General features: G+C 70.5%; 17 protein-coding genes and 1 pseudogene. 10 read left to right on the top strand and 8 right to left on the bottom strand.

The genetic code is table 11. The annotated features are described in order from the left end of the window. Positions 1-184 precede the first annotated feature (184 nt). Positions 185-1,105 carry an SEC-C domain-containing protein gene (locus tag J4H86_RS10500; RefSeq protein ID WP_236543322.1) on the top strand — a complete coding sequence of 307 codons (921 nt, stop codon included), beginning with the start codon at positions 185-187 and terminating at the stop codon, positions 1,103-1,105. A gap of 64 nt (positions 1,106-1,169) precedes the next feature. On the opposite strand, the gene J4H86_RS10505 is transcribed toward J4H86_RS10500, so the two are convergent. Then, a complete protein-coding gene (locus J4H86_RS10505) occupies positions 1,170-1,853 on the bottom strand; it encodes a DsbA family oxidoreductase (protein ID WP_236543323.1) in 684 nt (227 codons plus the stop codon). A 63-nt stretch (positions 1,854-1,916) separates the two neighbouring features. Between J4H86_RS10505 and J4H86_RS10510 the strand changes: the two genes are divergently transcribed. From J4H86_RS10510 to J4H86_RS10535, 6 genes and pseudogenes are all read left to right on the top strand, one after another. Then, entirely contained in the window at positions 1,917-2,315 is a 399-nt protein-coding gene (locus tag J4H86_RS10510; protein ID WP_236543324.1) for a winged helix-turn-helix transcriptional regulator, read from the top strand. A gap of 146 nt (positions 2,316-2,461) precedes the next feature. Continuing rightward, positions 2,462-5,443 (top strand): serine/threonine protein kinase, encoded by a 2,982-nt coding sequence (locus J4H86_RS10515; protein WP_236543325.1) that lies wholly within the window; start codon positions 2,462-2,464, stop codon positions 5,441-5,443. Positions 5,444-5,658: 215 nt separating this feature from the next. Continuing rightward, positions 5,659-7,575 carry a serine/threonine protein kinase gene (locus J4H86_RS10520; RefSeq protein ID WP_236543976.1) on the top strand — a complete coding sequence of 639 codons (1,917 nt, stop codon included), beginning with the start codon at positions 5,659-5,661 and terminating at the stop codon, positions 7,573-7,575. A 207-nt stretch (positions 7,576-7,782) separates the two neighbouring features. Further along, positions 7,783-7,911 (top strand): PQQ-binding-like beta-propeller repeat protein, encoded by a 129-nt coding sequence (locus J4H86_RS10525; RefSeq protein WP_236543326.1) that lies wholly within the window; start codon positions 7,783-7,785, stop codon positions 7,909-7,911. A 15-nt stretch (positions 7,912-7,926) separates the two neighbouring features. Next, positions 7,927-8,148, top strand: a pseudogene (locus J4H86_RS10530) (outer membrane protein assembly factor BamB family protein); the annotation flags it as partial. A 337-nt stretch (positions 8,149-8,485) separates the two neighbouring features. Continuing rightward, complete coding sequence (locus J4H86_RS10535) at positions 8,486-9,262, top strand: HAD-IIA family hydrolase (RefSeq protein WP_236543328.1); 777 nt, start codon at positions 8,486-8,488, stop codon at positions 9,260-9,262. 72 nt (positions 9,263-9,334) lie between these two features. Here J4H86_RS10535 and J4H86_RS10540 read toward each other — a convergent pair whose 3' ends face one another. From J4H86_RS10540 to J4H86_RS10565, 6 genes are all read right to left on the bottom strand, one after another. Next, entirely contained in the window at positions 9,335-10,252 is a 918-nt protein-coding gene (locus tag J4H86_RS10540) for an ABC transporter substrate-binding protein (RefSeq protein WP_236543329.1), read from the bottom strand. Between the two features lie 55 nt (positions 10,253-10,307). Next, on the bottom strand, positions 10,308-10,988 hold the full coding sequence (locus J4H86_RS10545; RefSeq protein ID WP_236543330.1) for an ABC transporter permease: 681 nt from the start codon (positions 10,986-10,988) through the stop codon (positions 10,308-10,310). Continuing rightward, entirely contained in the window at positions 10,985-11,680 is a 696-nt protein-coding gene (locus J4H86_RS10550) for an ABC transporter permease (protein ID WP_236543331.1), read from the bottom strand. Before J4H86_RS10550 ends, J4H86_RS10545 begins: the two co-directional genes overlap by 4 nt. Further along, a complete protein-coding gene (locus J4H86_RS10555; protein ID WP_236543332.1) occupies positions 11,673-12,854 on the bottom strand; it encodes an ABC transporter ATP-binding protein in 1,182 nt (393 codons plus the stop codon). Before J4H86_RS10555 ends, J4H86_RS10550 begins: the two co-directional genes overlap by 8 nt. Before the next feature lie 234 nt (positions 12,855-13,088). Next, positions 13,089-13,748: an HAD family hydrolase gene (locus tag J4H86_RS10560; RefSeq protein WP_236543333.1), complete on the bottom strand. Its 660-nt coding sequence runs from the start codon at positions 13,746-13,748 to the stop codon at positions 13,089-13,091. 104 nt (positions 13,749-13,852) lie between these two features. Then, positions 13,853-14,581 carry an NUDIX hydrolase gene (locus tag J4H86_RS10565; protein WP_236543334.1) on the bottom strand — a complete coding sequence of 243 codons (729 nt, stop codon included), beginning with the start codon at positions 14,579-14,581 and terminating at the stop codon, positions 13,853-13,855. Positions 14,582-15,431: 850 nt separating this feature from the next. On the opposite strand from J4H86_RS10565, the gene J4H86_RS10570 reads away from it, so the two are divergent. Beyond that, positions 15,432-16,346, top strand: a complete 915-nt coding sequence (locus J4H86_RS10570) for a hypothetical protein (RefSeq protein ID WP_236543335.1) — start codon at positions 15,432-15,434, stop codon at positions 16,344-16,346. Positions 16,347-16,882: 536 nt separating this feature from the next. Here the strand turns inward: J4H86_RS10570 and J4H86_RS10575 are convergent. Next, positions 16,883-17,530, bottom strand: a complete 648-nt coding sequence (locus J4H86_RS10575) for a TetR family transcriptional regulator (RefSeq protein WP_449451343.1) — start codon at positions 17,528-17,530, stop codon at positions 16,883-16,885. A 209-nt stretch (positions 17,531-17,739) separates the two neighbouring features. On the opposite strand from J4H86_RS10575, the gene J4H86_RS10580 reads away from it, so the two are divergent. Both J4H86_RS10580 and J4H86_RS10585 read left to right on the top strand, forming a co-directional pair. After that, positions 17,740-19,020: an AMP-binding protein gene (locus J4H86_RS10580; protein WP_236543337.1), complete on the top strand. Its 1,281-nt coding sequence runs from the start codon at positions 17,740-17,742 to the stop codon at positions 19,018-19,020. Between the two features lie 133 nt (positions 19,021-19,153). Then, positions 19,154-20,425 carry a glycosyltransferase family 4 protein gene (locus tag J4H86_RS10585; RefSeq protein WP_236543338.1) on the top strand — a complete coding sequence of 424 codons (1,272 nt, stop codon included), beginning with the start codon at positions 19,154-19,156 and terminating at the stop codon, positions 20,423-20,425. The last annotated feature ends 38 nt before the right edge of the window (positions 20,426-20,463 follow it).

The following is a 20,463-nucleotide window of genomic DNA, read 5'->3' on the forward strand; positions in this document are numbered from 1 at the left end:
TGCGGCCGGGTTTCAGTCTAGGTGCTCCACCGTCACGGCCTCGCTGCCCGTGAAGTCCGTGAACGTCGTCGGGCCTGATTTCGGATCGACTTTTCCGATACTTGTGGATGTCTTGAACTGATCCAGGAACGGACGTATCCCGTAAATCTCGGACAACCCAACACGGCGGCGCTATTCTCCCGGGATGGAGCAGGAATCGGCGCACTTCCGCCGGTTGATGGCGCGCCTTGCCCACGAACGCCGAATGGCGTGGACAGACCCGCGCATCACGGTGACGAGTCTGACCATGTTTCGCGACACCGCCAGCGAGGCCGGCCTCGCCGATCCCGAAGCGCTCACGGTGAAGCTGTGCGACCGGCTCATCGCCGAGGCCGACCACTCCGTCGCCCTCAGCGCCCGGTTCTTCCGCGCGGCGACCCAGTGGGAGCAGGGAATGCAGCGCCAGGCCGAACGGGAGTTCCACGTGCTGTGGGACGGCGTCGACGCGGTGCACCTCGCGGTGGAGATCGCGGAGTTCTGGCTGGGCGTCCCCGACGACGAACGCGCCCTGGACTGGTACGAGCGGGCCCTCTTCCTGGAGTGTCCGCTGGACGGACCCGACCACGAGGACCGGATCCTGGCGGGCCAGGGGCGTAGTTCGCTCCGGGCCCGCATGGGTCACCCACCTGACGACCTGGACCTCGAGCTCTTCATGGAGGAACTCGCCCAACGCGCGCCCGACGGGGAGTCCGAAGCGGTGGAGGAGAGCGAGGTCGTGCTCACACCGTTCCTCCCGCGCAGCGAGGTGGCCCGCCCCGACGCGGAGGACATGCTCGGGCCGGAGGAGACCCCCGAGACCTACCACGACTGGCAGGAGCGCACCTGGCGCTCCCTGGCCCAGTCGGGTGGCACCCGGTTCCGCCAGCTCGTGCCCCTGACCCTGGCCGAGATGCGTCTGGTGCGAAACCTACCGCGCGGGGACCGCGATCAGGTCGGCACGCAGGAGTTCTACCTGAACGACCTCGCGGAACGCGGACTGGGCGTCCCCTGGCCCCCCAGCGGGAGCTCGCCCTGCTGGTGTGAGTCGGGTCGGGCCTACGTCGCGTGTTGCGGCGACCCCACGTAGCTCCCCCCGCGCTCCCCACCGCCACCTGGCGTTCCGACGGGGTACCGCGCCTCACCGGTTCCGATCAGCACGCTCCGTCGAGGCGGCAGGTCCCACCAGCCGCCGAGTCCGTCGGACCCTCCGACCACGCCTCGTCCAAGAGCTTGCGGAAGGCGTCGGGGCGAAACCCGCCCGCGACCGAGTGCCGTCCGTCGATCACGAAGGTCGGGACCCCGCTGATGCCCAGAAGCCGGGCTTCCTTCTCGTCGGCGCGGACCTCCGACGCGAAGTCGGCGCTGTCGAGGGTGGCTCGTACGCGATGGGGGTCCAAGCCGCACTCGGCGGCGAGACGCACCAGCGTTCCGTGGTCGGAGAGTACGGCTCCCTCGGCGGTGTACGCGGTCATGAGTCGGTGACGCACGCGCTGTCCCAGACCCACCGACTCCCCCAGCTTCATCACTCGGTGCGCGTCGAAGCTGTTCACCGGACGAGCGCGGCTTAGGTCGTAGTGGAGCCCGGCGGCCCGGGCCTGCTCGGTCACCATCGCGATATTCCTTCTCGCCCGCTCGGCCGTGACACCGAGATCCCGACGATGTCGTTCGGGGAGGGTGAGGCCCGGCTCCGTGCTCGCGTTCGGGTCCAGCTCGAAGCTGTGTGGACGGACCTGGACGTGTTCGTGGTGGGGAAAGCGCGCCAGAGCCGCACGCAGGTTGCTCTCCCCGATCGCGCACCAGGGGCAGACGAGGTCGGACCAGATGTCGATGAACATGTCGCTGATCGTAGGGATACAGCTAACGAACAGTAAGGACATACCTATGGGTAAGCTCCGGGCATGACCGTTGGTGACCAGGTAGAGGCCAAGGGACGTGACGTATTCGACAGTGACTGTCCGGCGCGCGAGGTACTGAACCACATCACCAGCCGCTGGGCCGTGCTCGTCCTCCTCGCGCTTCGGGGCGGACCGCTGCGTTTCCACCAGCTACGGGACCGTATCGACGGCGTCAGCGAGAAGATGCTCTCCCAGAACCTCCGGGTCCTCACCCGCGACGGCCTGCTGGACCGCACGGTGACCCCCACCGTCCCACCGAGCGTGTCCTACGACCTGACGGCGATAGGGCGTGAGGGAGTCGCACACCTCGCCGAGCTGACGGAGTGGATCACCCGTGTCGCGCCGGCCGTCCAGGCGGCCCAGGAGCGCCACGACACCCCGGACACCCCACCAACAAGGTGACCTGCGACGACGATGGCCCATGACGCGTCCACCGGCGGGACGGTTCCTTCACTGATGGAACTGGCCGGGGGCGGTCAAGGCCTCGACGGAAGCGGGGCTGGTGGGAAGGATGGGTCCCAATCGCGAAGAATCGCCCGGAGGCCCCTGTGACCGGTGACCACACCAGCTCCGCATGGGCCCGTGCACACGGAGGCGGTTCCCGGCCACCCGAGCTCTACTCACCACACGACGACGACCCCCGTACCGTCGGGGTCTATCGGATCGCCGGTCGGCTGGGAGCCGGCTGGAGCGGCGTCGTGTACGGCGGGTTGGACCTGGACGGGCAGAGCGTCGCCGTGAAGATCGTCCGGCCAGAGCACGCCCAGGACAGCGCCTTTCGGGCGGACTTTCCGCACGACGTAGAACGTCTCCGCCGGGTGAGCGGGGTGTGCACCACCCCGGTGCTCGCGGCGGATCCCCACGCCGGATCCCCGTGGGTGGCCACTCGCTACGCCCCGGGCCGCACCCTGAACGAGCACCTCCGCGAGCTCGGCCCGCTCTCCGGCGACTCCCTGTTGTCGTTCGCCTCCGGCCTCGCTGAGGCGCTCTCCGCGTTCCACGCGGCGGGAATGGCTCATCGCGACGTCAAGCCCGACAACGCGGTCCTCACCGCGGACGGCCCCGCTCTCGTGGACTTCGGTCTCGCCACGGCCGGCCGCCCGGTCGGACGCTCCGGCTGGGTGTTTCCCGAGGGCTACGCCGGAGCGACCCCAGGCCCCGAGGCCGACGTCTTCGGCTGGGCCTGCGTCGTGGCCACCGCCGCCACCGGCCGTCCCCCTTTCGGTTCCGGAACCGCGAAGGAGCTTCGGCACCGCGTCCTGAACTCCGATCCAGACCTCGCTGGGGTACCCGACGCACTGCGGTTCACCCTGCGCTGGGCCCTCGCCAAGGATCCGGAGGACCGACCGCACGCCAGCACAGTGCTGCGCACCCTGCTCAGCGAGATCAACGACGCCCACCCGAGCACGGCCGCCGCCCCGGACGCACGCCTACGCGCCCTGCTCGCCCGCGACTGGGAGGGCATCGCCCCGCGCCCGCACGATCCCCGACAGTGGGCTCTCGCCAGCGAGGACCGTGACTCCGTCGACGATCTCGACACCGAGACCACCGGCATGACGGTTGACGCGGCCACCACCGGAGTGAACACCGCCCCGCGGAGCTCGGGGGCGGGAGCCCCCGAGGACAGTTCGAGCACCGAGGAGCCAGACCCCGACGCGACCACCGCGTTCACCCGCTCGGAGCCGTCCGGCGCTGGTGGTGCCGCCGACACCGACACCGACACCGACACCGACACCGACACCGACACCGACACCGACGAGAACCATCGCATCAGCGCTCCACGACGCGACACACTGGCGGCGGCGTCGGCTGGGGCGACTCCCCACTCCGCCACTGATGACCGCGATCGCGCCGAGAACGACGGTCGAGACGGTGGCGTGGCGGAGGCACGGCCCAGCGCGCGACCGTCCACGGACGCGGACACGGCGGCGCGCCGTGGATCCTCGGAGTGGTCCGGGACAGCGGTTCACACCCCACCGGCCGGCGACGCGGGCACCACCGGAGTGAACACCGCCCCGCGACGGTCCGACCCGACGGGCACCACCCCCACCGCTGGGGAGCGTGACTCTGCCCCGGCCCCTCCCCTCTCCCCGTCCGCGCCGGCCACGTCCCCTTCCGACGCCTGCACCTCCGCCGCCTCCGGTGGGGCGTCGCGCGACGCCGACGTCACCGGAGTGTTCGCCGCCGACGCCGTGGGCACTGGATCAGCGGCCAGCGCCGACGGGGACCCCGAATCCGGTGGGGCGGATGCCCTTTCGCCCACGGGGACCCCGGTCCCTGGGACCGTCGGGGGCCACCCAAGCCCGGGGGACGCAGATTCGGACGTGACCGCCGCGTTCGCCCGTTCACCCCGGCCCGCGCCGGAAGACTCCGCTCACGACCAGGGTCGAGGCGGCGGGACTCCGGCGGCGCGTCCACCCGCCGCGGGTGACCCCGATGCGGCCACTCCCGACACTCACAACCGGGACGCGGACACGACCGACGGCGCCGGGGCCGATCGAACGGCCACCTCGCGACGTGACGAATCGCCACCACCGACCGACGACGCGGGCATCACGGGGTTGTTCTCCACTGCGGTCACGACCTCCGCGAGGGACGGTGGGGCCGCCGAGGACGGTCGGGTGCCCGAAGCCACCCCCGGGTCGGGTGGCGACGCAGCGGTCGCCGGCGTGAACAGCGCCCCCACCGGTACCGACCACAGCGCGGACGCGGGATCCGCTGCGGCGAGCGCCCCGAGCTCTCGCCCCGAGGGCGGCTCTCCGCCACGTCGACGCAGGCCACGGGTGGTCGGTGCGGTGCTCGCGGCTGTTTTGGCACTGGTATTGGTCGGTGGCGGATACGCCCTGTACCGCGTGCTCCCGCTGGGTTCTTCGGATGAGGAGGACCCTGTCGCCGGGGGTGGGGACCCCGACAGCGACGAGCGGGCTCCGGCCTCGCCGGGGAGCGAGCGCGAGGAAGAGTCGCCGGGTTCCGACACCTCGCCGCCGGAGGGCGACGCGTCCGCCGAGGGCGAGGACAACTCCACCCCTGAGGAGGGCACGGACGGGAACGGGGATCCACCGTGGCCTCCGGAGGCGCAGAACTCCGCCCAACTGGACGGATACGCGGCCGACCTCAGATTGCGCTCGGAGCTCGGGCCGGGGTGCCTGTTCGACGAGGGCGCCCAACTCACCCGTGAGGCCACCGCCGAGTCCAGCCCTCCGTCGGACTGTCTGGACCTTCCTCTGACCTCGGGTGACGAACTACGCATCAGTGGGTCGCGGACCTTCTCCGGGAGCAACCCCGGACACGTCTCCGTCGAGGAGTTCGCCATCCACACACCCAACGGTGTGATCCGCCCGGATCCGGCCCGTTCGACGCAGACGGTGGACGGCGCCAGCGTCACCTACGAACTGGTGTTCCCGACCGCGCCCGGCGCCGGACTGCTCACCTACACGGGTTCGACCGAGGGCAGCGGCCCCTACCCGGCGGTGGGGATCTGCTACGACACGCGCACCGGATACTCCGAGGGCCTCGAGACCTGCACCTGAGCCCGATCACACCTCGCGGCTGACACGGAACGGACAGACCGGGTCACGGCACGCCGAGGAGGGTCCTACACTGAGCAAACCTCCACCACCCCGCTCACACACCCGGTCACGGGGCGAAGCGGTCTGGGGAGATGAGCACCACCTTGTCGGTTTTGACGACGCGCGGCACTATGGAACGTCGTGATCGAACCGAGACCTGGAGGAACGTCTTGAGCGTGGCGAACGACGCGCATGCTCCCACCGGACCCGGCGGGGTTCCGGCAGAGCTGGCCCCGTTGGCCGCGGGTGACCCCGCGACCATCGGGCCGTACGCCATCGTGGGACGGCTCGGCTCCGGAGGGATGGGGTCGGCCTACGGCGGCGTCGACGCCGCTGGTCGCTGCGTCATCGTGACGACCATCGACCCCGACCCCAGCACCGGGGTCGCCGCACGGGAGCTCCTCGGGCGGGAGGTCGCGCGGCTGCGCGGCATCGACGGCGTGTGCGTTCCCCGCGTCCGGGCGGCGGAGCCCGACGGCCTCACCCCGTGGATGGCGACCGACTTCGTCGCCGGGAACACGCTCGGCCACGTCGTCCGCACCACCGGTCCGCTGTCGGACTCCACCCTCATGTGCCTGGCCGCCGGCACGGCGGAGGCACTGACCGCGATCCACGCGGCGGGAGTCGTCCACCGGGCCGTGTCGCCGGAGACCGTGATCCTCGCACCGGACGGACCGCGCGTGGTGGGCATCGGCGCCGCCTCCACACAGACCGACGACGGGACTCCGGGGTGGTCCGCTCCGGAGGCCGGCGGAGACAGCGCGGCCGCCGCCGCGGGAGACGTCTTCTCGTGGGGCGCGGTCATGGCGTTCGCCGCGACCGGGCGGGAACCGTTCGGCGCGGGCGGCACCGTGGAGCTGCGCCGCCGGATCGTCGAGGAGGAGCCGGACCTCGCTGGCCTCCCCGCAGCCCTACGCGACCTCGTCACGAGCGCGCTCGCCAAGGACCCGCGCTCGCGCCCCGCGCCGGAGGAGCTGCTTCGCGTCACACTCGCGCGGATGACCGGTGACTCGGAGCAGGGAGCGCAGTCGCGCACCGCCCTGAAGGGGGCGCTGCGTGGGCAGCTCGCCCTCACGTGGACGGTGTTCGACGCGGCGGGTCACGACCCGGCCGCGTGGGCCCGCGCGGCGGCCCAGGGCTCGGCGACGGCCGCTTCCGAGGCCGTTGCCGGTGACACGAGCGGTGGACGGACCCGCCGCCGTCGCCCGTTGCGCGCGTTACTGATCACCGTGATCGTGCTGGTCGTACTGGCCGTCCTCGGTGTCGGCGGCTATCTGGCCTACGACCGCCTCACCGAGGAGGAATCGGCCGCCCCGGGACAGCCGGACGCCCCGGAGGACGAGGGTCCCGAGCCGCGGGAGATCGTGTTCGAGGCGTCCGAGACGCTGCTCAACGCTGACACCTTCGAGGCGGAGACGCAGGAACGCCCCATCGACGACGACTCCGATCTCGAGACACGGGTGATCACACAGCAGTTCACGGCGTCTCCCGAGCCGACGTTCGTGGCGGGAATCGTCGCCGACGACGAGGAACCGAGCTACGTCTCCACGGCGGACGGTGAACTGTTGGAGTACGACCCGGGCGAGGAGGAGTGGGTTCGCGATCCCGAGGACGTCGGGCTCTCCCGTGACTTCCCCGGCCCCGCTCCCTACACCGCGGAGGAGCTGATCGCCCCGCTACAGCGGATGGCCGAGGCGGACGATCTCCGGGTCCACATCGAGGAGCAGGAGGGCGGCGTCGACACCGTCGTCTACACCGGCAGTTTCGACGTGCAGGTCCCCAACGGCGAGCGGGACGCCGACGGTGCCCCCGTCCGCGCCACCGAGACCACCGACTTCCAGGTGCGGATCGACGAGAACGGCCACCCGATCCGCAGCTTCTACACCCGCGGCCCGGTCGAGGTGCGCACCGAGTACGTCGCCATCGACGACGACCTCGAGCTCGGCTACCCGTGGGACGAACTCCCCGACGACCTCGAGGACATCCCGAACGCGGAGGACGTCGCCGACGAGGACGACGAGGAGGACGAGGAGGACGAGGAGGACGACTCCACGGACTCCGACGCGGAGGACTCGTCGGACGACGAGGAGTGATCGCCGACGGTCACCGGATCGGCGGAGCACTCTCGCTCCGCCGACCGGAGTCGGAAGCGCCCGCGCGTACGGGAAATGGCGGGGGTCCGGTGTGTGGCGCGGCGCGAGTGGCTGGTCAGCGGCTCCAGTAGGAATCCTCACCGTCGTGGACAATGAAGGCGTCCTCAGGGCCCACGGCGGCTCCGACCCAACATCCCCGCCGTCGACGTGAACGGCGGCGAGATCGTCTGGTGTCTGGAAACCGAGGGCGCCGGGTGGCGGCCGACCGTCGCGTCGGGTGTGGTGCACGTGGGCAGCGCCGATCGGCACCTGCACGCCGTGGATGTCGACACCTGAGACGAGCGGTGGCGAGTCCGCACCGATGAAGCGGTGACATCCGCCGCCGTGGCGGTGACGGACGGCGTGGTCTATGTCGGTACCCGCGCCGGTGGTCTTTATGCGGTGGGGGCGGACGAAGGCGTCGCGATGTGGCGAACACAGGTCGGCAGCGCCATCTGGTCATCACCGACGGTCGCCGATGGTGTGGTGTACGTCGGCGGTGACGACGCCCACGTACACGCCGTTCTCGCCTGAACGCGAACGCCGGCAGCGCGTCCCCCCGGATCGCGTGACGAACGAGGTTCATGAGCAGTCGTTACGTGCCCGCAACGAACCATTGTCCAATTACGTCCCCTCTGTCGTGTTGACCAGCACAGTCGCTGAGGGTGCCGGGCCGGTGGTGGTGCTCGGCGGGCGGGGTTCTGTCGGATCCGTGATCCGTCGGTTACGTCGTGGAAGCATCGTGCCGGGTCAGAGCGTTATGACTGGCGCCCCCCGCAGGAAAGGGACCGTCGGGCGTGGATACGATGACCTGCCCTGGTGAGACTGGGGCACGGGCGACCCGTTGCCCCCGTGAGCGGATCGGAGCACGATGGGTGGCCTTGTAGTTGACCTGGATGGCACTGTCTACCTCGGGGAGTCGCTGATACCAGGAGTCGACGAGGCCCTGGGTCGGTTGCGTGCGGCGGGGTTCGGGGTCGTGTTCGCGACGAACAAGTCCGTCGCCCGGCCCAAGGACTACGTCGACAAGCTGACTCACCTGGGCGTGCGGGCCACCGAGGACGACCTGGTCACCGTGAACGCCGTCCTGGCCGACCACCTGGCGGAGCGTCTGTCCCCCACGGACCGCGTCCTGGCGGTTGGGGAGGCACCCCTGTTCGAGGCACTCGCCGCGGCGGGACTCCACACCACGACCGACTGGTCCGAGGCGGCCGCCGTCGCCATGGGGTGGGACCGGTCCTTCGACTACGCCACCCTGGACGCGGTGTTCCAGGCGGCGCGGCGCGGCGCCTACGTGGCCGCCACCAACCCTGACGTGACCTGCCCCGTGGAGCACGGCGAGGTCCCTGACTGCGGGATGCAGATCGCGGCGCTGGAGGCGGGGCTCGGCCGGCCGATCGACATCGTCGTCGGCAAGCCCGCGGCGACCATGGCACGGGCCGCCACCAGCCGGTTGGGACTGCCTCCCGAGCACTGCTGGATGATCGGGGACCGCGTCAGCACTGACATGCGGATGGCGCACGAGGCGGGGATGCGCTCCGCCCTCGTCCTCACCGGGGTCACCACCCGGGACCAGGCCGTGGAGAGCCGGTGGGAGCCGGACCTGGTGTGTGAGTCGCTGGTGGAGTTCGCCGACCGGTTCGCGTGAGCGGCCAGGACGACGACGGGACCAGCCGGAGCGCCGACTGATCCCGTACCGCGGTGGCGGGTGAGGCTGGGCTCAGTCGAGACCGACGGACTCCAGCCAGTCGGCGGCCACCGCGTCGGGGTCGTCGTGGTCGATGCTGACCCGCTCGTTGAGCGCCGTCAGATCCTCCGTGGTCAGCTGCGCCGAGACCTCGTTCAGGGTCTCCCGCACGGTGTCGTCGACACTGTCCGCGTTCACGAGCGGTGTCACGTTCTGCGACCCGAACAGGTTCTCCGGGTCGTCCAGCACCACGAAGTCGTTGATGGTGATGGCGGGATCGGTGGTGAAGAGGTTCGCGACCTGCACGTCATTCTCCGTGAGCGCCTGCGGGATGATCGCCGTCTCCAACGCCGAGAACTCACCGAAGGTGAGCCCGTAGGTCGCCTCCAGCCCGGGCACCCCCTGGGGCCGCGACTCGAACTCGGCCGGGCCGCCCAGCGTGTAGTCCTCGGCGAGGGGCTCCAAATCCGGGATCGCCGTCAACCCCTCCTCGTCGGCGGTGTCGGCGCGCACGGTCAGAGAGTCCTTGTTCTCCGCCGGTGAGGAGTCGAGGATCTCCAGCTCGTCGGGCAGGAGTTCCTCGACCTCGGCGTTGGTCTCCTCGGTGTCGCCGGCCTCGGCCTCGGAGTCGAGGTGGAAGAGGATGCCGCCGTTGTACTCAGGGAACACCGAGAGCTCCCCCGACGTGATCTGGTCGAAGTAGACCTCTCGGCTGCCGATGTCGAACCGGGTGTCCACCTCGACCCCGGCGGCCTCCAGCGCCTGGGCGTAGATGTTGCCCAGCAGGGTGCTCTCCGGGAAGTCGGAGGATCCGACCACCACCTGGTCTCCGTCGCCGGCGGGCTCCCCGTCCTCCTCGAACGGATCCTCACCACCACATGCGGATATGAGGGCCAGGGACGCCGCTCCCGCGGCGACCGCGCCCAGCCTTGGTGCGGGGTTCGTACGCACGTTGTTTCTCCTCTTGCTCGACGATGAGTGGGCGGCACCCCCCATTGGGGCCGCGTCAGGTTCCGGAGGGCTGTCGGACTCGGAGGCCGGGCGCGACGAGGGTGCGCCGGGCGATCGCCGACGCCGCGATCACGACCATGGCGAGCGCGACCACGAGAATGGATCCGGCGATCACCATGTCGAACTCGCGGCGTGCCTGGCCGTCCACGATGAACCGGCCGAGGCCGCCGATCCCGACGTAGGCGGCGATGGTCGCGGTGGAGACCACCTGAATGGCCGCGGTACGCACCCCGAGCAGGACGAGCGGCAGCGCGACCGGGAGCTCCAGACGAAACAGGACCTCCCAGCCCCGCATCCCCATCCCGACCGCCGCGTCCCTCAGCCGGGGTTCGACGCCGCGCACCCCCTCGTAGGTGTTGACGAGGATCGGGGGCACCGCGAGCGCGACCAGCGCCACCATGACGGGCACCAGACCGATTCCCGCGAGCAGGACCACGAGGAAGAGGACACCCATCGTGGGCAGGGCCCGAGCGAAGTTGGCGGCGCTGGCCGCGGTGAAACCACCTCGCCCGGTGTGCCCGGTGACCAGCCCGACCGGAACGGCGATCAGCGCGGCGAGGAACAGGGCGAGGCCTGAGTACCCGGCGTGCTCCGCCAGGCGGACGGGGACGCCGGAGGGGCCGGTCCAGTGTTCGGGCTGACTGAACCAGTCGATCGAGATCTGGACGAAGTTCACGCCGCGTCCTCCTCACGCGTCCGGACACCGGGGGTGGGGGTGTCCCGCGCCCAGGGGGTGAGCCAGCGCTGCAGCAGCACCAGCAACGCGTCGACCACGAACGCCAGCACGACGGTCAGCGTGATCCCCACGATGATCGGGGTCGGGAACTGGCGCCGGAACCCGTCGGTGAGGATGAGCTGGCCGAGGCCGCCGAGGCCGACCAACGCCGCGACGCTCACCATGCTGATCGTCGCGACCGCCGCGACGCGCAGGCCGGCGATGAGGACGGGGACGGCGACGGGGAGCTCCACCGTCAGCAACCGGCGCAGCGGACCATAGCCCATCGCCGTCGCGGCGCGGCGGACGTGGTCGGGAACCTGGTTGAGTCCGTCCACGACGTTGGGGACGAGGATCGCCAGGGAGTACAAGGCCAGGGGGATGATCGCGGTCCACAGGCTGAAGCCCGTGTAGGGAAGCAGCAGGAAGAACAGGGCCAGTGACGGCACCGCGTACACGACGTTGACCGAGGTCAACACCGGCGGATAGAGGCGTGGCCAGCGGGCGGAGGCGATGCCCAGCAGCAGCGCCACGACCAGGCCGATCGCCAACGGAATCAGCGACAGTTGCAGGTGTTCGATGAGGCTCGCCAGGACTTTGGTGTCCCAGTTGCGCGCGATCCAGTCCCAGCGGATCAGTGGCCCGTCACCCATGGGTAGTGCCGCCGCCCTCCTGGTGTGACTCGGTATCGGGCGCCACGAGGGTCTTGTCGGCGGAGTTCCCGACCGACCAGATGGCCGATCCGAGGTCGGCCTGGGCGACGATCCCGACAACTCGCTCCTGCGCGTCCACGCCGACCGCGCGCCCCGCCGGGGACAGCACCGCGGAATCGAGCGCCGCCCGCAGGGAGTCGGTCTCCACGTGGAAGATGTGACCGTAGCTCTCCAACGGGAGCTCGCCGACGGGGCGGATGCCACTCTCGACGGCGAGGGTCTCGGCGCTCACCCATCCCAATGGCCGACGCTCGTCGTCCACGACGAGCAGCCACGGCTCGCCGGCGTCACTCAACCGTCGCGCCGCCGCGACGTCGGAGTCGGCGGTGACGACCGCGCGGCTGTCCAGGTCCAGGTCCCGCGCCGCGAAGAAGGACAGGCGACGGACGCCACGGTCGTAGCCGACGAACCGCTCCACGAACTCGTCCCGCGGGCTGGCGAGCAGGTGCACGGGTGAGTCGACCTGCGCGAGCACCCCACCGGGACGAAAGACGGCGATCTGGTCCCCGATGCGCACGGCTTCGTCGATGTCATGGGTCACGAACACGATGGTCTTGTGCAGCTCGTTCTGCAGGCGCAGCAGCTCCTCCTGCAGACTCGCCCGCACGACGGGGTCGACCGCGCTGAACGGCTCGTCCATCAGCAGCACGGGCGGGTCGGCGGCGAGCGCGCGGGCGACACCCACTCGTTGCTGCTGTCCGCCGGAGAGCTGGTGCGGGTACCGCCGGGCGAGGTCGGGGCTCAGTCCGACGAGTTCCATCAACTCCTGGGCGCGGCTCCGAGCCTGTCGGCGCGGGGTTCCCAGCAGCAGGGGGACCGTGGCGACGTTGTCGAGGATCGTTCGGTGAGGGAAGAGGCCAGCCTGTTGGATCACGTATCCGATGGAGCGGCGCAGCACCGGAGGGTCCTGGGACCTGACGTCGACCCCGTCGATGGTGATGGAACCCGAGGTCGGCTCCACCATACGGTTGATCATTCGTAGGGTGGTGGTCTTCCCGCAGCCGGAGGGTCCGACCAAGACGGTCGTGCGGCCGCTCGGGATTTCCAAGTCAAGGTCGGAGACCGCGATCGCGCCTCCGGGATACCGCTTCGTCACGTCGGCGAAGCTGATCATGATGTGTCCTCAATGCTCCACGTGCCACCGGCGTGCGCTCACACCACGGTGAGGACGCCGTGGTGGCGGCCCCGCCGCGGAGAGGCCGCGAGTCATACATACTTTCGACATCGGGCTACCGTAGTCCGGTGCTCAGGGCACCGCAAGCACAAATGGGGCGTTTCGGGCCGCACGATCGAAGGTTGTGACCTGACCGGTGTTGGGATGCCATGGGTGGATGTCGGGGGGTTGGAGTCAGTTCCCGTGCGCGATGAAGGCCGGAAGCCCGTCGAGACCGTCAAGAATGACATCGGCGAGCTTCGCCTCCGGCTGTTCGCTGTGGAGGTAGCCGAACGGGCCACGCCGTAGCAGCACCGTTCGCATACCCGCAGCCTTACCCGGAATCACGTCGTTGTCGAGTCGATCCCCCACATAGAGGATCTCTTCGGACGTGACACCCGCCACGTCCCGGACGCGCTCGAAGAACCGAGGATCCGGTTTCTCGACACCCCAGTCCTCGGACACGTGGATCGAGTCGACGGGCAGGCGCATCGCGGCGAGGGCGGGACCGGCCTCGCTCGGCTGGTTGCCCGCGATGATCAGGGACAGCCCCTGGGCGCGCAGCGCGTCCAGGGTGGGCCGGACGTCGGGATAGAGGTCGTCGGAATCGAAGCCCGTCGTCAGGGAATCGGGTTCGTCCCTGCGCCACGCGGCGATCTCGACGTCCAGGCGTTCGACGTCGGGACGCACCAGCCGGATCGCGTCCGTGGGCGAGCCACCGTTGTGCAGCACAGCGCCGAGCGTGCCGAGGAACGACAACCGTGGGACGCCCAACCGCTCCGCCCACCGCTGGAAGATTCGGCTCTCGTCGATGAGCGTCTCACCGACGTCGAACACCACGCTGCGAATGGCCACATCACAAGACGCTACCAGGGGGACAATTCACGACATATCACCTGCCCAGGTCCTCGTCGCCACCGCCAGAGGGCCACCCTCCCGGACGACGCGGGACATCAACCCTAACCCCGGGGCGGCCGCAGGACGGCGAACGGGTCGGTGATCTCCAGTTCGCGGGCACGGAACCGGAAGAGCGCCGCGGGACGACCACCGGAGCGCCCGGAGGGCACCGTACGGCCAAGCTCCTCGATCTGACCACGGCGCAGCAACACCCGGCGGAGGTTGGTCACACCCACGTCGTGCCCGAGCGCGAGCCGGTAGTAGTGCGACAGCTCAGTCATGGTGAACTCCGACGGCGCGAGCGCGAAGCCGAGGTTGGTGTAGGAGAGTTTGGACCGGAGCCGCCGGCACCCGGAGGCGACCAGCGCGTCGTGGTCATACGCCATCGGCGGCAGCTCCGCGGCGGGATGCCAGCGCGTGTCCTCGGGGATCACCGGGTCGACGTCGGCGGGGACGAGGCCGAGATACCCGGTGGCCAGGACCCGCGCGTCGGGACTGCGGCCGGGGTCGCCACGCGTCTCCAACTGCTCCAGGTGCGACAGGTCGCGTACGTCGACCTTCTGCGCCAACTGCCGCCGCACCGACTCCCCGAGTCCCTCGTTCGGACCCAGACGGCCGCCGGGCAACGCCCAATATCCGTCGAACGGCGCCCGACCGCGACGCCACAGCAGAACGGCCAGTTCACCGGCGCGGACCTGTAACACCACCGCGAGCACCTCGTGTGCGCAGGCCTCTGGTGCCGCGTTCACTGCCCCGTGCTCCGACGTGTCCAACGGTGCCGTGCCTCCCATCGATACGTCCGTATGCCCCCATGCTAGGCTCACTCGGAATTTGCGTCTCAAGAACTCAAACCGGACCGCCCGTCCTCTCGGGGCTCGGGACGCGACGCCCCCCCCCGGGCGACGCCCGCGTGCCACGACTGAGCACCCCGACCCATCGGCGACTCGGTGATTCAGCCCGCGACGTCACCACGGAGAGTCAGGGGACAACCCCGCCACAGGGCTATTACCTTGTGGTCTGTTTTCTGCGAGAATTGTCCGCAGTCAATTCCCGCCTCGTCACTCCCCGTGGACACGACAGGCGCGTTCTCCCCTTGAGGATCCGGCATGAGCGGACAACGGCGGCCCATCGCCATCGCGCGGGAAGCCGGCGCCGACCTCTACGCTCAGTTGCGTCAGGGTCACGGAGCCTCCGCGTGCTACGACGCCGCGGCAGCTCCGTTGTACCAGTACTGCTGGGCGTTGGTCGGTCCGGGCCACATCAGGGAACGCCGGCACGGCGATCCCGAGCTCAGCGGTGCCAGCGCCGCGATCAGCGAGGCGTTCCTTACCGCGGCCAGCGAGATCCGCAGGCTCAGTGACCCCGGAGACTTCCCCGCGTGGCTGTTCGCACTGGCCCGCGCCGCCTGCCAGCGTCAGGGGTTCGCGACGATCAGCCCCTACGCCGGGCTGGCGACGGTCCCCGACGAGCGACCGATCATCCAGGCCCTCACCCAGCTACCACCCAGCCAGCGTGAGCTACTGGAGCTGGCGCTGCGCCACGGACTCACCCCCGCCCAACGGGGACGCGTGGTGGGACTGGACGCGGAGATGGCCGGGGAACTCACCCACACCGCCGTGCGACGCGCCGCGGACCTGTTCCGTGCGCCCGACACCACCCGTGTTCCCGACGCCACCGACATGGGCGACTTCATGGCGTCGGTGCCGCCGCCACAGCCCCCCGCGCGAGCTGCGCGGACTGGTCCTCGCGGCGTGCGGGGACCCGGATCGCGTCGCGGCGTGGAGCGCACAGGCTCGCTCCCTGTTCCCTCTGGGCACCGACGGGTTCCCCCGCCACCGCGACGGCGGCCCTGCCCCGACCCCCGCGGCCGAGCCCCAGACCGCGCCCCCTCCCGTGGACGACGCTCCGCGGGCGGACCTGCGCACCGAACGCCTGACGACCGACGACGTCCCCGCGCGGACCAGGACGGAACAGCTCGCCGAGATCGCCCCGGAGGGGAACTCCGACGATTCGGAGCCACGCCGTGGCAAGTGGTTCGTGCCCGCCTTGGCGGGAGTCCTCACCATCCTCGCGGCGGCCGGCATCTGGGGCGCGGCCACCGTCCTCACCGACGCACCCCCGGCGGGCATCGAGGCGGGTGAGGCCAACGGTCCGGACCTGAGCCCGTCGCCGTCGGAGTCCGGCGCCGCCACCACGCCCCCCGTCGAGGGCGCACCCGACGCCACGCCCGTCGAGGGACCTTCCGGCCCCACCGACGAGTCGCGAGGAGCACACGCCGAGGACACACTCGCCGGGGACCCCGACGGTGACGCGGCCCCGGGCGAAGGTGCGCCCCACCAGGGAGAGGACACCGACCCAGCCCCGGAGGCATTCCCGACCGAGGCTCCCCCCACCGAGGACGAACCCGAACTCGGCGTCCACGAGCGGCGCAACCCGCCCGCCCCACCCGAGGACGAGGAAGGCGGCGGAGGGCTCCTCACCGACCTGTGGGACGGCATCCGCGACATCATCGGTGGCAACCGCCACGACGCGACGAACACACCCCCACCCGAGTAGCAACGCCCGACCACACACACCAGGTACGACGGGTTGGCGCAGCCCGTCCGTCGCGGCCCTCGACGAACTCCCCCCATGCGGAAACGCGATGGGAGACCGTGGGTGGTGACCAGCCCCGCGAGTCGCGGTCGACGTGGCTCCGCAGTAGGAAGCCGGCGACCCCGATCGGCTTTGGCGGAGGGGGCTACGAGGAGTGGGGAGCCACGACGTGGAAGGTCAGGCGAAGTTCGGCGGCCGCCCTGTTCGCCCCGCGAGGCCTGGCCCCGACCGTCCCGTCCCATGTGGGTGATGGCGAGCGAAGGGTGGACGGCGGCGTACGGCGACGCCCACCGGTCGGGGCCCAGGCTTCGGCTCACACGGCGATCCGTGACGGGCACCCTGGCTGGCGGCTGGAAAGGATCGACGCAGGCGAATGTCGTCCCGTCGGGCACGAGCATCCCCCTCTCCGCGCGGAGCGGTGGTGGGGACGGCGGCCGTGCGGCACCAATGTTGGGGGTCGCGAGCCGGAGGCGCCGGAGCGGCGTTCCCCGTCCGGGTTACGGGGTGGGGCGGAGGAGGCGGGCGGCGGCGACTTCCAGGCGGTCCTGGGACTCGGTGAGGTCGCGGCGGCCCTTGAGGACCTCGAGGACTTCGAAGATCCAGACGCTGACGAGGGCGTCGAGGGCGACGTACTCGGCCGATGTCGCTTCGGTGGGTTCTGGACGCTGCGGGGCGTCGGGGTAGGCGACCCGCCACAGCATGCTGGTCAGACGCATCCCCAGATCCGCGGTCACCTCGGAGAAGACCAGGGAACGTACGAGGGCGTCGGCGAGCTCGGGTTCTCGGACGAGGCCCCGGGAGGCGCGCATCAACAGGTCGGTGGCACGACCCGCCGGGGTGTCGGAGGTCGGCGGGCGGCGGACGATGCTGCTCTCCAGGACGTCCAGCTCTTCGGTGACGACCGCGGCGACGAGATCCATCTTGGACGGAAAGTAGCGGTAGAGGGTGCCTAGGGCGACCCCGGCCCGCTCCGCCACGGAGCGCATCTGCATCGCTTCCACGCCGCCACGCAGGGCCAACGCCGCCGCCGTCTGCACAATGCGCTTACGACGTTGGTTCTGGTTGTGGGCCCGAAGCCCGAGTGTCGAACGCACTGGCGCGGTACTCACCGGTCGCTGCCTCCTCGACTCCAGTGCCAGCCTCATCAGCTCATCCCACGGTATCGGACCACCCAGAGTGACAACTGTCTGCCAGAACCCGACATAGCTCCCAAATATCGGACAGGCATGGCACTAGACTGGAATAGCTCCCTTTCGAGATCATTCCCGGTGTCCTCACCTTGTGCGGAGGCGAAATCCCCTGGGCGAGGACACGACCGCGTGATCCAGCCGGACCGATAACTCCTGGAGTCGACGTGCACTCCCCCGCCGAACCAACCGTCTCCTCGCTCCTGCTCGACCGCACCCGTGACACCGGCCCAGCCATGTACTACGGGGACGCCTCATGGACCTGGCGCCGGTTCGTGCAGCGGTGCATGGAGCACGGTGGCTGGCTGCAGTCGGTCGGTCGTGGGGTGCGTTCCCGGTCCAACAACGGCCAGTTGCACGTCGGTGTGCTCGCCGAGAACACCCCCGAGACGCTCTTCCTGATCGGCGGCGCCGCCCTGTCCGGGCACGTCATCGTCGCTCTCGACGCGAGCCGCACCTTCGACGAGATCGCCGAGGAGATCAGTACCGCCCACTGCGACGTACTGGTCACCGACGGCACGAACCCCCAGCGCGCGGCCGACCTCGCGACACACACCCGGGTCGCTCTCGTGGACATGAGCAACGCGGGCCGGCAGCGCGAGACGCGCGACGCCCTCTCGGGGTTCCAACCCGTCCCCGCGCACCCGTCCACCCCCCTCATGATCGTCTTCACCCGTGCCAGTACCACGTCACACGCGCTCACGGTGACCCACCGGCGGATCACCTGGGCGGGCGCCTCGGCGGCGGCGATGCTCGGCCTGGGCTCGGGCGACGTCATCTGTTCGCCTGTTCCCCTGTTTCGGGCCGAGGCCCTCGACCTCGTGCTGGCGCCGGCACTCACACTGGGCCTGCCCATCGACCTCCCGATCCACGGTCACAGCGGGGTCTTCCGCGACGTCCAGCGCCGCCGGTGCACCTACCTGCACGTCGACGAGGACGTGCTCACGGTCTGCCTCCGGGCCCCGCTGGGCGTGGGTGACGGCGACAACCCGATCCGACTGGTCACCACCGCGGGCGCCCCCGCCGAGTTACGTCGGCGCTTCTCCGAGCGCTTCCGCTGCCACGTCCTGGACACCTACGGTCTCCCCGAGTCGGGGATCCGGCTCGCGCCCGACCCCCAGGCGCCCTATCCCGTCGTCGGTCGGCTGCTCCAGGGGATCTCGGTGCTGCACCCCCGCACGGGTCAGCCCTGCCCGCCCGGGCGGTGGGACGCCGCGGGGCGGCTGCTCAACCCGGACGAAGCCATCGGTGAGCTGGTGAACACCGCGGGGACCGGCCTGTTCGACGGGTACTACGACGACGCCGGCGCGACGGCGGAACGCATCCAGGACGGGATGTACTTCAGCGGCGATCTGGTGTTCGTCGACGCGGAACACCGCGTCTACCTCGTGGGCGCCGCCGACGACTGGCGGCGCATCGTGGACGAGTCGCTCGCGCGCATCCGGTGACCACGGGGCCGCACCCCCTCCCCGATAAACTGACCGGTAACCTGAGGTCCGTCTGTCACCCCATGGGCGTTAGTGGCGGGCGAGTCCTGTGTGAGACGGCGCGGATCGCCGACGAGCCCGAGAGGCGGTACCAGTGCCCCCAGCGAAGCGTGATTCGTCCGAACCGCTGCGCGTCGCACTGTTGTCCTACCGGAGCAAGCCCCACTGTGGCGGCCAGGGCATCTACGTCCGCCATCTCTCCCGGGAACTCGCCGGCCTGGGGCACACCGTGCACGTGTTCTCCGGACAGCCCTATCCCGTCCTCGACGACGGCGTGGTGTTGGAAAAGGTGCCCAGCCTCGACCTCTACAACGACGCGGACCCGTTCCGCGCTCCCCCGCTCCGGGAGTGGCGCGACTGGATCGACGTCCTCGAGGTCGCCGGAATGTGGACCGCGGGCTTCCCCGAACCGCTGACGTTCTCGCTGCGTGCCCTGCGGGAACTGCGGCGCCGCGCGGGAGATTTCGACGTGGTGCACGACAACCAGACCCTCGGCTACGGGATGCTCGGCGTCAACCGGCTCCGCGCGCCGCTGGTCACGACCATCCACCACCCGATCAGCGTGGACCGTCGCATTGAACTGGAGGAGGCGCGCGGATTCCAACGCTTGTCCAAGCGGCGATGGTACGGGTTCGTGGCCATGCAACGTCGGGTCGCCCGCCGCCTCGCGCCGATCCTCGTCCCCTCGACGTCCTCCGCGGACGACATCGTGCGGGAGTTCGGGGTGGCCCGCTCCCGGCTCGAGGTGGTGCCCCTGGGCGTGGACACCTCCGTCTTCCATCCGCGCCCCGAACTCCGGGTGCCCGGACGCGTGGTCTGTGTGGCCAGCGCGGACAGCCCGATGAAGGGGGTGGCGACGCTGCTGCGCGCCACGGCGAAGGTCGCCACCGAGAGCGACGTCTCCCTGACGGTAGTCGGCCGTCCCCGCGGTGACGGTCCCACCGCCCAGCTCGTCGAGGAGCTGAGCCTGGGGGACGTCGTGCGCTTCGAGCACGGGCTCAGCGACGACGAGCTCGGTCGGCTCCTCGCCAGTGCCGAGATCGCCGTCGTACCGTCCTTCTACGAGGGCTTCTCCCTGCCGGCGGTCGAGGCGATGGCCAGCGGGACCCCACTCATCGCCAGTCGGGCGGGGGCACTCCCGGAGGTCGGCGGCGACGCCGCGTGCTTCGTCTCCCCCGGTGACGCCGAGGAACTCGCCCAACGCATGCTGGCCCTGCTCGGTAACCCGCGGGAACGCGACGCCCTGAGCTCCGCCGGCCTGGCGCGGGTCCGTGAACGCTTCACCTGGCGCGCGGTGGCGGAGGCGACCGCGCGGCGGTACCGAGAGTCGATGGCGGACGTCGCCGCGGCCCCCCTCCCCGTCTAGACTCCTGGCCTCGCCTCCACCGCCCGAGTCCCGACCGA

The organism is Spiractinospora alimapuensis, assembly GCF_018437505.1.
Classification (GTDB): Bacteria; Actinomycetota; Actinomycetes; order Streptosporangiales; family Streptosporangiaceae; genus Spiractinospora; species Spiractinospora alimapuensis.